The organism is Ochrobactrum sp. PL_is501 (assembly GCF_055816895.1).
The window spans coordinates 125,432-140,193 of the sequence record NZ_JBVPGR010000032.1 but is presented as its reverse complement, the minus strand read 5'-3'; the positions used below and the strand labels follow the sequence as shown (position 1 = coordinate 140,193).

The following is a 14,762-nucleotide window of genomic DNA, read 5'->3' as shown; positions in this document are numbered from 1 at the left end:
AATTGCGCATGGTTGCCGCTTCGCGCAAAAATTGTCGTGCCACAGTAGCACCTCTCGATCCACTGCGGAACGCGGGTATACTAAATGTCAAAGCTTATTTTGATTTCAATTAAAAATAATCGGCCTATGCTTTAATATTAACTATATAATATTTTGAGAAGGTGGTTCATCGGCAAATTATTTTTTGGTAATCCTAAGTACATTTTATCAATAATCATTCGTTGCTTCGCAGCATAGTTGCATTCGAAATCAATCTAGATCGGAGAAGGGGGCATTTCCAACGGGCCATCGTCGAAAACATAACGCATCGCGAAATAGGGAGGAAACTATGAATCGCGAAATAAATGGCGACAATCCATTACAGGATGCCCCATATACCCCCGAGGAGATCGGTTCCGGTATCGGAAACACTGGCAATCGGCCAGCATTGCGGCGGGTCCTGGGAATGCCGGCCCTTATCGCGTTTGGCTTGGCATACATGGTGCCGCTTGCCGTTTTCGACACGTACGGCATTGTAACTACCGTCACGGAGGGACATCTGCCAACTGCCTATGCGCTCACCCTGATGACCATGTTCTTCACGGCCTACAGTTATGGCCGAATGGTGGAGGCGTACCCTGTAGCCGGATCGGCCTATAGTTATGCAAGAAAAGCGTTTGGTGGCCACATAGGCTTCATGGTTGGGTGGGCCTTGTTGCTGGATTACATCTTTCTGCCGATGCTCAACTTTATTTTAATCGGCATATATATGTCGCAATATTTTCCTGCCATATCTCCACATTTGTGGGTTATTGGCGCGATCCTGCTCGTGACCAGTCTGAATATTCTCGGTATCAAGATCGTGTCGGGAATGAATTTCCTCATCATTGCCTTTCAGCTTATCTTTCTGACCGTATTCCTTACACTTTTCCTGACATCTTTCGGGCGATATGGCACGACTTCGATCCTTGCGCCATTCTATAGCTCGGACATGAAGCTTGGGACGATCGTGGCAGGCTCGGCGATCCTGTGCCTTTCGTTTCTAGGCTTTGACGCGGTCTCTACGCTCTCGGAGGAGGCGCGCGAGCCGCGCCGCACCATTCCTCGCGCCATCATGCTATGCACGCTCATAGGCGGGTTATTGTTTATTATAGCATCCTGGACCGGGCACATGATTTATCCCGATTGGCGCTCGTTCCCCGACCCGGACTCGGCCTCGCGGGACGTAATGAGCAAAGCTGGCGGGGCGTTCCTGGTCAGTTTCTTCACAGCCGCCTATATGTCGGGCACATTCGCTTCGGCCATGGCTGCACAAGCCAGCGTGTCCCGTATTCTTTATGCGATGGGGCGTGATCGAGTACTCCCGCAAAACGTGTTTGGCGCCGTTAGCCGCAAGTTTGGTACGCCTGTCTGCGCGATACTGGTCGTAGCGACCACATCGCTCTTGGCCCTGACCATCGAACTCGAACAGGCTGCCAGCATGATCAGCTTTGGTGCTTTGGCAGGGTTTTCGTTCGTCAATCTTGCGGTAATCAAGACCGGCTTTCTGGATGGGAACAGACGCCAAGGGTGGGATGCAATTCGCTATGGAGTGCTACCAGGTATCGGCTTTCTGCTAACACTATGGCTGTGGGCCAATCTGTCGGCCAACACATTTGATGTGGGCTTGATTTGGTTGGGAACGGGCTTCCTTTACCTGCTCTATCTAACTCGCGTATTCAAACGCTCTGTCCCACAGCTACGACTACATGATCTCTGATCCGCGTAATACCGGGATCAAAAATCCATGCCTCGCCACCCGTCCGATCCCAGATCAGTCCGGGCAGGGATTGCCAGAAGCGATTTTGAGCAGAAGTGTGAGCGGAGAAACGGAAGCGTCTCTCGTTGGAGAGACTTGTATTTGGAATTCCATGTCGGAGAGAAGTATGAATCAGCCCGCGATCATGAGTGGTGCGACGGTTGCCGTGACCACCGAGCCGCCACGTGCTTTCTACGCGGCGATAGTTGATATGAACGGCATTCTTCGCGGCAAGCGTCTCCCTTGGCGCAAGCTCGAGGGCACACTTCGCAGCGGCACGCGAATGCCGATGTCATCTGTGGGGGTAGACATCTGGGGCACAGACGTTGTTGGTACGCATCTCACGTTGGAGAAAGGGGATCTGGACGGCATATGCCATCCGACAGGTCGCGGTCTGTGTGATCTGGGATGGGCAGAGAACGGCGATCAGCCACTGCTCCATTTGTGGATGAGTAAGGAGGATGGCAGTCCTTACTTCGCGGACGCGCGACATTTGTTGGCCGAAGTACTGAAGCGCTATGATGTGCTTGGTTTGCGTCCCGTTGTAGCAACCGAAATCGAATTCTACTTTTTCGATGACCAACCGAAAGGGTCAATGGAAGTCATATATGACGCTGTGCCTCCGGCGTTTGACAATATCTATTCGGTGGCTGAGCTTGTCCAGGCCTCGGCAGTTCTAGAGAAAATATACGCTCACGCGGCCGCGTGTAACATACAGGTCGAAGCCGCCACGTCTGAGGGCGCGCCAAGGCAATTCGAGTTCAACCTTCTGCATCAGGCTGATGCTCTGAAAGCCGCCGACGATGCGGTGCTTTTCAAGCAGATTATTCGTAACGTCGGCCGTTCTCATGGCTATGTCACCAGCTTCATGGCCAAACCACTCCGGGGACATGCCGGAAGCGGCATGCACGTGCATTTCTCCATTCTGGACCAAGACGGACATAACATCTTTGACGATCAGAGTTCGCGGGGAGGTGACGCGTTGCGCCATGCAGTTGGCGGCCTGCTCGACAGCATGGCCGAAATGACTCTGGCTTTCGCGCCGCATCTGAACTCCTACAGGCGGTTATGTCCCGGAGGACTGGCGCCCACAAAGATCGCCTGGGGCTATGAGAACCGCACCAGTGCTCTTCGCATCCCTGCGGGTCCTCCCTCGGCAAGACGTATCGAACATCGCGTCGCGGGAGCAGACGCCAACCCCTATATCGTCCTTGCCGCTATCCTGGGCGGGGCATTGGATGGGCTTCAGCGTAAGGTCCAGCCGCCTGGGCCGGTCACCGGAAATTCTCACAATATCAATCTATCGAACCTGGCGCGGGACTGGAAAGAATCCCTCGATATTTTCGAGGCTTCCGCAAGGGTCAAATCCATTCTGCATCCCGAATTCGTCGAAGCGTTCGTCGCATGCAAGCGACAGGAACAGGGGGTATTCGCTGATCGGGTGACCGATTTTGAAGTCCAGACCTATCGACAGTCGCCATAACGTCTATCTCGAGCCGGGATCAAAAAATATGACGGAAAACTATCCCCGCAGCTATTACGCCGCGACAGCCAACGAAATTGACCCTTTCCCAATCCTGGATGGTGACTTGGACGTTGATGTCGCCATCGTGGGCGGCGGCTTCACAGGCGTCGCCAGCGCTGTGGAGCTTGCCGAGCGTGGTGTGCGTGTGGCGCTGCTCGAAGCCAATCGCGTTGGTTGGGGCGCGTCCGGGCGCAATGGTGGGCAAATCACCGGCTCGCTATCTGGCGATCGAGCCATGGAGCGGGAATTTCGTCGGACCCTTGGTAAAGAAGCGGCGGAATATATCTGGAACCTGCGCTGGCGTGGTCATGATATCATCCAGAAACGTGTGGAAAAATACGCAATACAATGCAGCCTGAGACATGGCCACGTCCACGCGGCATGGAATATGTCTCACATTCCTGAGCTGGAGGAAATGGAGCGTGCTGCCCAGCAGCACGGCATGGGCGATCAGGTCGAGCTTGTGCGGGGTGATGCGCTCCGGGAGTATGTCGGAAGCCAGATCTATCCCGCTGGACTGGTGAACCGCCGCAACATGCATGTCCATTCCTTGAACCTTTGCCTGGGCGAGGCCGACGCCGCCCGTAATCTCGGCGCACATATCTTCACCGAGACTCGCGTCGAGAAATTGATCTACGGCCGGCGTCCCGTGCTGGAGACTGCCCTAGGGCGCGTTACTGCCGACAGCGTATTGATTGCCGGAAACAGCTATCACAAACTCGGTCAGCGCAAGTTGTCTGGAATGCTCTTCCCAATCTCGCTTGACATCATCGCCACCGCTCCACTGACGGATGCCTTGGCGCGCAGTATCAGCCCAAAGGGCTATGGAATCTACGACACCCGCTTCGTGCTTGATTACTATCGGGTGACCGCGGACAATCGGATGATCTTCGGCAGCGGCACAAACTATAGCGGTCGGGATACCGCAAATCTGGTCGAAGCGATCCGCCCAGCCATCGAGAGAACCTTGCCGCAGCTTCGCGATGTCGAAATCGAGTTTGCTTGGCACGGGATGGACGGTGTTTCGATCAATCGCATCCCGCAACTCGGGCGGATTAAGCCTAATGTGTACTACGCACAGGGTTATTCGGGACACGGGATTGCCACCTCTCACATAGTAGCCGAGATCATGGCCAAAGCAATCTGCGGCGATGACGCCGAGCTGGACGTTTTTGCTAACGTCCGGCATTGGCGATTTCCTGTAGGCCGCAAGCTCGGCAATCTCGGTCTGGCGATGGGTATGTGGTTCTTGCAAAAACTGGACGGTGGACGGTAGCTGCCGCCACCGGTCCTGCTTCGACAAATGCTCGATGGCTCTCTTCGGATGCGGATCGAGGGCTTTCAGCCGTTCATGCACGCTTTTGAACTCGTCTTCCGCAATAAGACCCCTTTCGGAAGACATGGCGCGGGATTTTTCGAATCCGGTTTTGTAAAGCGCGCGGTCGCCTAGCAGATATTCCTCCGGCACGGCATCGGCCACTTCGCCGGGGGAAGCCTTGTGAATCCAGTTCAGCGACTTGAGGAAAGCATTGACGACGCAGCCCCTTGTTGATGCGCCTCGCGCCATCGAAAACTTCTCCGCTTTTCCGAAGCAAGTCCAAGTATCGGCGATCCGCTTTTGCCGCCTATAGTGTCTGGCGGCCTCCGGCAAATGGTTGCAAGGTGCCCTCGTGATTCTGGCTACGATTGGTAACTATGAAGATATGTTTTTATGCACCGCTGAAGTCCCCTGATCATCCTGTGCCTTCAGGAGATCGGATGATGGCGCGTTTGCTGATCCGGGCGCTGGAGATGGCCGGGCATGAAGTGGAGGTCGTCTCGCATCTGAGAAGCTTTCACAGAACGCCTGATGCCTACGCGGCATTGCGCAATGAAGCCGAGGATGAATTGCAGCGGCTTCGCCAACGCTGGAAAAATACGCCCAAGCCGGACCTCTGGTTTTCATATCACGTCTATTACAAGTCACCCGATCTGCTTGGGCCAGTTATTTGCAAGGAACTGGACATACCCTATGTGACGGCTGAAGCGTCGTATGCCGGAAAGCGCGATGCTGATGGCTGGCAGGCCGAGCAGGAAAGTGTCCGGGACGCGGTTGCAACAGCCGCCCTCAACCTCTGCTTCACCGCGCGCGACCGGGCTGGTCTTGCAAAGCTGATGCCCGAGGCTTCGCTTGCGCTTCTGCCGCCATTTATCGATGTTGCACCCTATCGACAGCTTCCCAACCGCGATTCCGCCCGGCTTGTAACCATCGCCATGATGCGAAAAGGCGATAAATTAGCAAGTTTTGACATGCTTGCATCGGCTCTGGCGCAATTGGAAGATCGGGACTGGACCTTGAGCATTATCGGCGACGGCCCCGAAAAAGCGGCTGTCCAAGCGCTTTTTTCCCCGTTCGGGGATCGGATCGAATGGGTCGGGCAGAAAAGTGAAACGGAAATCGCCGCCCTGTTGCAAGCGGGCGGCATCTATGTGTGGCCCGGCGTCGGAGAAGCCTATGGCATAGCCTATCTGGAAGCCCAAGCTGCCGGTTTGCCCGTTATTGCGCAGGCGACAGCTGGCGTCCCCGCAGTCGTCATGTCCGGCACGACCGGTCTTCTGGTCGAAGAAGGCGACATTGAAGCCTATGCCAACGCCATTCGATCGCTTCTCGACAATCCACAGGACGCTTTGGTGCTTGGACAAGCAGCCCGGCGTTTTGTACATGACGAACGGTCGCTTGAGCAGGCGGCAATCAGGATAAACGGGCTTCTGCAGGGTCTTATGGGCGAAAACGGGAAGGCGAAGGGATGATGGATCAATCCACTTGGGAACCCTTGCTGTCCGAGATGCAGCGCTGGTCGGATGCTGGACGTCTTGCCCGGTTCTGGCTGCGCGATGACGATGCGGTGGAGCCGACACCGGCACTGGATCGATTGATCGCGCTTTCTGACCGCTACCATGTACCGCTTGCCCTTGCGGTCATACCGGCGCCAACGGGTCAGGCGCTGGCACACCATCTTTCCGGCAAAAATCTTGTCACGGTCACCGTCCACGGATGGTCGCATGAAAGCCATGCCGCACCCGGTCAGAAAAAGCAGGAGCTTGGTGCGGAACGGCCACTTGCGACGGTTCTGGGGCAGTTGGAAGCAGGGCTTTCCAAACTGGAAACGCTCTATCGCGGGCAGCTTTCGCCGGTTCTGGTTCCGCCGTGGAACCGGATCGATCCGAGCATTCGCGTTGAGCTGGAAAAATCAGGCTTCGCCGCGCTTTCGGTTTTCGGCCCGGCCACAACCGAGCCGGGCGAAATCCCGTGCATCAATACCCATGTCGATCTTATGGACTGGCATGGAACACGCGGTTGCCGTCCGCATGGCGATCTGGTGGCCGATATGGTCACCCAGATGAAACAGCGCTTCGACGGCGATGATGAACCAATCGGCATTCTGGCGCATCATCTCGTGCACGATGAAGCGGCGTGGGATTTTCTGGACGCGCTGTTCGGCATCACCACACAAAAGCCGGGGATCGTCTGGAAGCGTTTGCCCGACCTTCTGTCTTGAGTCTCAGACAATTACAAGCTGACGGTCACGGGCTGCGAAGGCCATCGGAAACAGTTCCTGCGTTGCCCGTTCGCATTCATCCAGCGCGTCGTCCGTGCGGGTGGGCGCGTGGTGAAACAGCGCAAAGCGCTTCACGCCCGCGACCTTTGCAAGCCGCGCACCGTGACGCCAGGTCGAATGACCATAGCCGAAGCAGCGTTTCATTTCGTCGTCGGTATAGGTGCAGTCATAGACCATCAGATCGGCATTTTCGATCAGAGCCAGCACATTGGGATCGAGCTGATCCCCGACATGCTCCGTATCGTAAATGAGCGCCACCGACTTTCCCGCCCATTCAATGCGATAACCGACGCCGCCGTCGGGGTGATTAAGCTTGCCCGTGCGTATCGTCACGCCATCGCTTGGGGACAAGGTGTCGCCTGCTTGAAAATCCTGAAATTCGACTGTGGCTTTCCAGATATCCGGCGCGATGGGAAAGAATGGCGGCCGCATGAACTGATTGAGCAGCTCGCGGGTTGTCATTTGGCCATGCAGATGGCCGGACCAGAATTTCACCCGCGCCGCAGGATCAAAGACCGGGTGGAAGTAAGGCAGACCCATGATGTGATCGTAGTGCGAATGCGTGAAAAACAGGTCGTACTGCAATACGCCTTCCGCAGTCATCGCCTCTCCGGCTTCCCGGATACCCGAACCGGCATCGAAGATCAGCCTGCGCGAACCACACTGCAACTCTATGCAGGACGTATTTCCACCATAGCGCTCGAAATCAGGGCCCGAAACAGGAAGGCTCCCACGCGTTCCCCAGAATCGGACCGTTATTTCACTATCCGTCATCGTACTCGCCACTCAATATAGCCCCGCCTGCGTTCGGCCGGGTGCAAATGCCACATTCAATCCACTGGCAGGCGATAGCAATCTGTTTTTTAAACTTTATGACATCTATTATCCACTGCCCACCGGAACAGGATTTCCTCCTTCATGTCCCTTGCCATGTTGCCGACCATTGCCGTCATCGCCGACGCACATTTCCACGATCTCTATGGCGACTATGATTTCAAGGGAATTGAAACCGAAAACGGCCTCATGACTGCGCGGCGGCTGACCGATACGGTTCGCTCGACACGCGTTTTCAACGAAAGCTATCATGCGCTCAGCGCAGCACTCGATGAGGTTGCCAGACGCCAGATCAAGCACGTTGTCCTTCTGGGTGATTATTCCGATGATGGCCAGGTCTCGACGCTTGCCGCGCTTCAGCGCGTGCTCGATTCCTATCGGCATGCCCATGGGATGGTTTTCACCGCGGTTTCCGGCAATCACGATATTTTCGGCCCTGCCGGACGTCATCACGGCAAGCGCCTGCTAAACGCTGACGGCAGCTACACTTTCGTGGCAAGCAGCACAGAGTTCATCGATAACGAGGCGAATGGCTTTGTTCTTACGCCCAAAATGTACTGCAAGGGCTATCCTGAAGGCTTGCAGGTGATAAGCGGTCTCGGCTTTTTTCGCAGGGAAGACGACCTGCATTGGGAAACGCCTTTTGGAACAGACGATGCGCCCGATAGCCGACTTTATCATACAACCTCGCCGGACGGTCGTAACCGCTACACCCTCATGGATGCATCCTATCTGGTGGAACCTGCACCCGGTCTCTGGCTGCTCATGCTTGATGCCAATGTCTTTGCGCCACGCGATGGAGACTTTGCGGACGGAGAAGCGCGAGCCTTCGTGGACAGCACCAATGCTGGCTGGAACGCCATGATGGAACATAAGCAGTTTCTCTTTCAATGGATGCAGGACGTGGCCCGACGCGCGCGCGAAAGCGGCAAATGCCTGCTTGCCTTTTCGCACTATCCGGCCATCGACATGCTGAACGGCACAAGTGCGGATGAATTTTCGCTCCTCGGCCCGACCGGAGCCGTCAAAAGAACGCCCGCACCGGCAACGGTGGAAGCCGTTGCGAAGACCGGAATTGGCGTCCATTTCAGCGGCCACCTGCATATCAATGACACGGCAATGGCAAAAGTCGGCCAGGATTGGCTGATCAATGTCGGCGTGCCGTCGCTTGTGGCCTTTCCACCCGCCTTCAAGATCGTCAAAGCAAACGGCAGTGACATCCATATCGAAACGGTCATGCTCGACGGGCTTGCCCGGGACGTTAATCTCGACAAACAATACCGAACGGAACTGGCGGTTTCCCGCAAGGACGTCGGCGCCATTCTCGATACGCCGGACTATGGTTCGTTTTTATCCGAACACGTGCAGCAGCTCGTCCTTCACCGCTATCTGCGCAAGGAATGGCCGAAAGATCTGGCTGCGGTCGCCAAATCTCTGATGCTGACCGACCTAGTATTTCTGGTCAGGCAGACCTCATCCATGGGCATGGACGAGGCGACCGGCATATTCATCGCTATACGGAAAGATCGTGCTTCAGAGGACGAAATCAGGGCTTTCTGTGCCGAACATGCCCTGCATGACGAGACACTTCAAAGCTTATCGTTTGTGGATTTGCTGGGCGACTGGTACCGCCTGCGCAAGGCAAGCGAACTGGCGCTTGGGTGGATATGTCCGCACCGGCTGCGCATCTACAAGACATTCATCGCGCTTTTTGCGTTGAGAACCGACGAGCCGGGCAGCTTGCAGGACAAAATCGGCATTCTGTTGCGCATGATGGAGGCTTATCTGGGCGGCCTGCCTTCACGTAATTTTCGGATCGCGCTCAGCGACGGCTCCATCCATTCTGCCTAGAGCGCATTCCGAAAAGTGTGAAACGGTTTTCGGAAAAAATGCGCCGTAAAATAAATAGTTAGAGCGCCGATCTGATCCAATCAGATCGGCGCTCTAATGCCGACTGCGCTCCTGCGTCAGTTCTGCTGTGGTCTGGCTCAGCCTGTTGGCCAGAACCCGCATGATTTCGATCGTCATTTCGGGATAATCGGCCAGCAGCTTCAGGAAGTTTTCCTTGTTGATGCGCAGGGCCTCAAGCGCCGTGGACGCAGTCACCGTTGCGGTGCGCGATACGTCGCACAAAATGCCGATCTCGCCCACGATTGAATCATGCTGCGCTTCCGCGATCTTGATCGCTCCGTCCGGCGTGTCGACGAGAATATCGGCATTGCCCGAAAGAATGACATAGGCTGCGTCCGCCACATCACCCTGTTGAAAGAGCGACTGATTGGCCTTGTAGCTGACCCGGTCGGAGGTAAAGGCGAGGAGCTTCAGCTTCGCCGGCGCTACACCGGCAAAAAGCGGAATGCGTCGCAACATCTCCACTTCGTCTTTTAGAAGCATGAACCCACCATTTCCTTCCCCCTGCTCTCCAGATCGATCCCACGGCAACCGCCGGACAGGTCTATTGCGCCACCAGTTCCTTGAACACGCCACCCTCCGCGAGCAGCGCCTCGTAGGTGCCATCCTGAACCAGACGACCGCCTTTGAATACGATAACGCGATCAAAATTACTGGCGAGAGGAAAATTACTCAAAGCCCATATTATAGCGGGAGTATGTCCCTCTTTATGGAGATTTTGCATAATATTTTCCGCGATCTGAATTTGTATCCGCTGGTCCAGCGCCGGCAAGGGTCTACTGAAGATCACGTAATCCGCATGCTTGAGCAGGGCGCGCGCCACGTTGATCTTCTGGCGCTGGACGCTAGTCAGGCGTTTTCCGCCTGAGCCGACGTCGAAATCCAGCCCTATCGAAAGGATCGCCTCGGACTGGCCCAGATCCTCGAAAAGGTCGATCAGGATCGCCCGGATGCGTCCCATGGCATCCGCCTGCCCGTAACTCACCTTGCCGAAAAGCAGATTGTCGAGCAGGCTAGCGCTCGAAATAAACCTGTCCGGATGATAGGTCTCGATGACGGCTTGCAGGTCGGGCGGCATGTCCTGCGCCACCTGTTTTCTTGCCGCAACGATCTTGGCTTTCAGGGCATCGGTCAGCAAGCCGAAGCGATGGCGCGGTTCGATATAGGCGAAGCTCAGGCGAGCGATGCTGCCCCAGTCCTCCGGTGAAACGGCTCCCACCTCGACATCTTTCAATTTCTGCAGCAGCAGCTGGTAGTCCGGAATATCCTCCGGACGCATGAATGTAAGCTGCTGAAAGAACGGGTGGTCGGGCGGCAGATCCCGGAAAAGCTCGATCGCGTTTTCCGCAATTTCGCGGCCCATATGATAAAGATCCACATGGAGATCGTTTTCGCTCATGACCTTTTTGAAGAAAGGATGCGCGGCCAGTTGCCGGATCGTCATGGACGAACGGTCGAGCACGCCGAAAAGCATATTTTCGCCGACAGTTGCCTGCGGATTATAAATATCCGGCTCGAATGGAACGACAAGATCGGCAAGCTCTTCCTGTTCAAGCCTGTCGCGCAAGGCCTGCCGGAATTCCACGATACGATCCACCAGCGCCGGATGCGCAATCGTATCGACCTGTGAGCGCAGCGCCAGATCGATGATGTCCTGCTTGATCATCACGGCCTCCAGCACGGGGCGCACGACCTTGTAGAGCTCGGATGCGTCCGATATGCCCATCGACCCGTAATCGACCCAATCGCTATTCAGGTCGAAGGCCGGATTCTTCGCTCTCTTCGCCTCTTGGACCTGCCAGTGTCGCTCCATCGCCGCAGCCCCGTCGTACTGGACTTCGGTCAATGGCGCGTGCTTGAGGCCGTAGAGCAGATTGTCGCGCAGCGACCCGCTGAAGAAATAGGCATCTGACGAGGCATAGGCGATGCGGCGACCCGTGACCGATTCCGGCAGGGCAAAAATATCGTGCCCGTCAATGGTCAGCCGTCCTGAATCGGGCCAGACAAGCCGCGCCAGAAGCTCGGCGAAAACCTCGGTGCCGCTGCCAGCCGGTCCGATGACGGCAACCGTCTCGGTCGGGCGGATTTCGATATTGAGATTTTCGAGCAGGCGTCCGCCGCTATCATCCAGAACCGTCACATTGGATGCAACGATTGAATGGTTCAGCGGCGGGGTTGTCTGGTACTCGACCGCATGGATTTTCGGATCGATCAGATTATCGACGCTGAACTGCTCGACGACCTGCGCATATTTAACCTGCACGTCCTGCCGCGACTGGTCCCAGTCGATCAGTTCCTTCAAGGGTCCCGGAAGGTCCTTGTACGCATTGATCACTGCCACAAGCTGACCGATATCGAGACGGCCTTGCAGGGCAAAGATGCCGCCGAGCATGTAGAAGAGGAACGGCGTGACCTGCGCCAGGAAGTTATTGATGAACTTGACCAGAAACTTCCACTGGTAAAGATCATAGCGGATCTTGAAGATGCGCCCCAGCCGCTCGGCGATATCGGCGCGCTCGAAATTGGACGTATCATTGCTGTGAATGGTGCTGATGCCATCGACAATCTCACCCACCCGCCCGGAAAGCTGACGGGCCGTAAGCTGGCGCTGGCGTCCCAGCTCCAGCAGGCGCTTGCGCATTCTGGGGATGATGATGCCCTGCACCGCGACGATGGCGGCTGCGATCATACCGAGCCAGAAATTCTGCATCACGATGAAGATCAGCGCCGTCAGCGCCTGCCCGCCCAGAAGAGCGGGCTGCACGAACGCATCACCGGTGAAACCGCCCATCGGCTCCACTTCGTCCTTGATCATCGTCGCGATTTCCGCCGAGCGGACCCGCTTGAAATGATGGGGCGGAAAACGCAAAACCCGGTCGATCAGCTCGAAGCGAATGCGTCGCAGCATGCGCTCGCCAAGGCGACCTTTATAGGTGTTGATATAGAGCTTGAAGAGGCCATTGACGACGACAAGAAGCAGGAACACCAGGCTGAGGCCCACCAGCATCTCGATGCGGTTGAGCTGCAAGCCGCCAAAGAACACCACCTCTCCGAAATAGGGGATGTTATAGGCGATGCGCATGAAGGTCTGCGTCGCACCCGGCGTCTCGAACCCGCTGCCCTGAATGGGTCCGTTGATAATCTGCTTGGGCAGGTCGAACGACAGAAAATAGGGGATCATCGACAGTGCGACGACCAAAAGAATCCATGCCTGCTGAAGACGTGTCGAGGACCAGATATAGCGGGCTAGGCTTTTTTCCATGGGGCACCAGACGTCAGATCAACAGGATGCTTTTTCTTCCTATATGCGATTAATGAAAACTACTCTATCTTTTTGTTTATACCGGTAAAATCGTTCGCTTGGCACAGTATACGGCAAACAAGCACGCGATTTTCACCGGGTTAAACACCGGCTGGCGTCACGCCAGCAAGGCTGCCTGTTCGGCTGAAACCACATAGACCCGAAGCGGATTTGATCGCCCGCGAATTGCAATATCTTCCGCCTCCAGATCTTCGACCGGCATGCCGGCGCGAGTTGCGACGGGTTCCGACAGGACGATTGCCGCCTGTTGTTCCTTGGCGACGCTTTCCAGCCTGCTGGCAACGTTGACGGTATCGCCCACCGCCGTCAGCCCCTTCACCTTGTCGTAGCCCATGGTTCCGACAATGGCAGGGCCGGTATGGATGCCGATGGCGACCCGCAATGGCAGCGAAAGTTCATCGGCCATTTCCTCGTTGAGGCGCTCTATATCCCGCACGATCTGCGCCGCGGCGGCAAGGGCATTCCGGCAACCATCCTCGCTTGATCCGCGCAGCCCGAACAGCGCCATGGCGCCATCCCCGATGAATTTATCCAGCCTGCCATCGACCTGCTGAACCGCCTGCCCGACAATTGCAAAATATCGGTTCAGAAGGAAAACGACATCGTAAGGCAGCTTGGTTTCTGCCAGCTGTGTGAAGCTGCGCAAGTCGCAAAACAGAACCGTAATGTCCCGCTCCTGCCCGGCGACGGTCAATTGCGCCGCGCCCTCCGAAGCGATGTCGGGGTCCGGCATGAGGAGGGGCACCACGCTGACATCTTTTTCCGGACGCAACTGGCAACCGAGGCGAACATCGCCGTCTGCACCGATACGACGCAGCGTTTCCTGTTCGATGGAACCGGGTTCCGGCAATTCGTCGCCGCCCTTGACCACCCTGACGCGGCAAGTGGAGCAACGGCCTTTGCCGCCGCATATCGAGTAATGCGGAATCCCGGCAGACCGGCTGGCTTCAAGAATGCTGAAGCCGCGTGGAACAGCTACGATTTCGCCGCTGGGATAAGTGACCCTGATCTGGTTTGCCCATTCACGCCGGCTGCGCATGGCACGGCACATAAACAGCAGCGCCAGAGCCGCGCCGAACAGGCCGTAAAGCGCCAGCCTGATTTGAAACTGGCTTGCCGCGTCAATGGCGCGCGAAAGCCGTGTGGTCTCGCCGCCGGACAAGGAGGCCGCTTCCACCGGAATACTGGCAAGCAACCGTCCGGAATTTGCAAATCCTAGCAAAGCAAGGACAGGCAACAGAATGGCCATGCTCAACAAAAGCGGCGCGGTGCGTTGAAACCAGCGGCGCGGGCGAAGCCAGAAATAGATGCCGATACATCCGTGCGTCCACGCGACGAGAAGAGCGACGCTCTGCTTCATGCCGTTGAAAGGCGACGCCACCCACAGCGTATGAATGACACTTCGATAGGTATCGCTATAGCCCACCAGCTCATGCCGGATGCGGGTGCCGATCACATGTTCCATGATCAGAAGCGGGATCAGTAGGCCCAAGAGAATCTGCATGGTTTCGCCGAATGGCAATTTCAGCGAGCGCCGCTTGTAGAGCGAGCGAAGCACAAGGCTCAGATGGATGAAAATAGCGCCGTAGAGCAGCGTTGTTCCAACCGGGTTGCGCCAAACAAGCAGAAAGAGCAGCCTGCCTTTTTCCGCCGCATTCAGCGAAATCAGATTCAGCGCGTGATTGCTCATGTGCAGCGCGAGGAACGTTACCATGACAAGGCCGGATGCCAGCCGAGCTTTTCGCAACAGACGCTCGGATGGAAAACGGGCTTTTGTCGGTGCTGTCATTCAGG

At 56.2% G+C, this 14,762-nt stretch carries 10 protein-coding genes and 1 pseudogene; 6 read left to right on the top strand and 5 right to left on the bottom strand.

Annotation, left to right across the window (positions count from 1 at the left end; translation table 11 throughout):
• Nucleotides 1-328 precede the first annotated feature (328 nt).
• The 3 genes from AC0TOF_RS07705 (at nt 329) to AC0TOF_RS07695 (ending at nt 4,578) form a co-directional block, all read left to right on the top strand.
• Nucleotides 329-1,738 (top strand): APC family permease, encoded by a 1,410-nt coding sequence (locus AC0TOF_RS07705; protein WP_473767766.1) that lies wholly within the window; start codon nt 329-331, stop codon nt 1,736-1,738.
• Between the two features lie 166 nt (nt 1,739-1,904).
• The gene (locus AC0TOF_RS07700; protein ID WP_473767765.1) at nt 1,905-3,260 is read left to right on the top strand and encodes a glutamine synthetase family protein; all 1,356 of its coding nucleotides are present in this window, start codon (nt 1,905-1,907) and stop codon (nt 3,258-3,260) included.
• 28 nt (nt 3,261-3,288) lie between these two features.
• Entirely contained in the window at nt 3,289-4,578 is a 1,290-nt protein-coding gene (locus tag AC0TOF_RS07695; RefSeq protein WP_473767764.1) for an NAD(P)/FAD-dependent oxidoreductase, read from the top strand.
• 51 nt (nt 4,579-4,629) lie between these two features.
• Here the strand turns inward: AC0TOF_RS07695 and AC0TOF_RS07690 are convergent.
• Nucleotides 4,630-4,839, bottom strand: a pseudogene (locus tag AC0TOF_RS07690) (ABC transporter substrate-binding protein); the annotation flags it as partial.
• 158 nt (nt 4,840-4,997) lie between these two features.
• On the opposite strand from AC0TOF_RS07690, the gene AC0TOF_RS07685 reads away from it, so the two are divergent.
• A complete protein-coding gene (locus AC0TOF_RS07685) occupies nt 4,998-6,092 on the top strand; it encodes a glycosyltransferase family 4 protein (RefSeq protein ID WP_473767763.1) in 1,095 nt (364 codons plus the stop codon).
• Nucleotides 6,089-6,841, top strand: coding sequence for a polysaccharide deacetylase family protein (locus AC0TOF_RS07680; protein ID WP_473767762.1), 753 nt, complete (start codon nt 6,089-6,091; stop codon nt 6,839-6,841). Before AC0TOF_RS07685 ends, AC0TOF_RS07680 begins: the two co-directional genes overlap by 4 nt.
• A gap of 3 nt (nt 6,842-6,844) precedes the next feature.
• Here AC0TOF_RS07680 and AC0TOF_RS07675 read toward each other — a convergent pair whose 3' ends face one another.
• Complete coding sequence (locus tag AC0TOF_RS07675) at nt 6,845-7,675, bottom strand: MBL fold metallo-hydrolase (RefSeq protein WP_473767761.1); 831 nt, start codon at nt 7,673-7,675, stop codon at nt 6,845-6,847.
• 144 nt (nt 7,676-7,819) lie between these two features.
• On the opposite strand from AC0TOF_RS07675, the gene AC0TOF_RS07670 reads away from it, so the two are divergent.
• Nucleotides 7,820-9,586: a metallophosphoesterase family protein gene (locus tag AC0TOF_RS07670; protein WP_473767760.1), complete on the top strand. Its 1,767-nt coding sequence runs from the start codon at nt 7,820-7,822 to the stop codon at nt 9,584-9,586.
• A gap of 93 nt (nt 9,587-9,679) precedes the next feature.
• Here AC0TOF_RS07670 and AC0TOF_RS07665 read toward each other — a convergent pair whose 3' ends face one another.
• The 3 genes from AC0TOF_RS07665 to AC0TOF_RS07655 form a co-directional block, all read right to left on the bottom strand.
• On the bottom strand, nt 9,680-10,129 hold the full coding sequence (locus tag AC0TOF_RS07665) for a Crp/Fnr family transcriptional regulator (protein ID WP_122000862.1): 450 nt from the start codon (nt 10,127-10,129) through the stop codon (nt 9,680-9,682).
• A 61-nt stretch (nt 10,130-10,190) separates the two neighbouring features.
• On the bottom strand, nt 10,191-12,908 hold the full coding sequence (locus tag AC0TOF_RS07660) for an ABC transporter ATP-binding protein (RefSeq protein ID WP_122000861.1): 2,718 nt from the start codon (nt 12,906-12,908) through the stop codon (nt 10,191-10,193).
• Between the two features lie 157 nt (nt 12,909-13,065).
• Nucleotides 13,066-14,757, bottom strand: coding sequence for an adenylate/guanylate cyclase domain-containing protein (locus AC0TOF_RS07655; RefSeq protein WP_473767759.1), 1,692 nt, complete (start codon nt 14,755-14,757; stop codon nt 13,066-13,068).
• Nucleotides 14,758-14,762 lie beyond the last annotated feature (5 nt).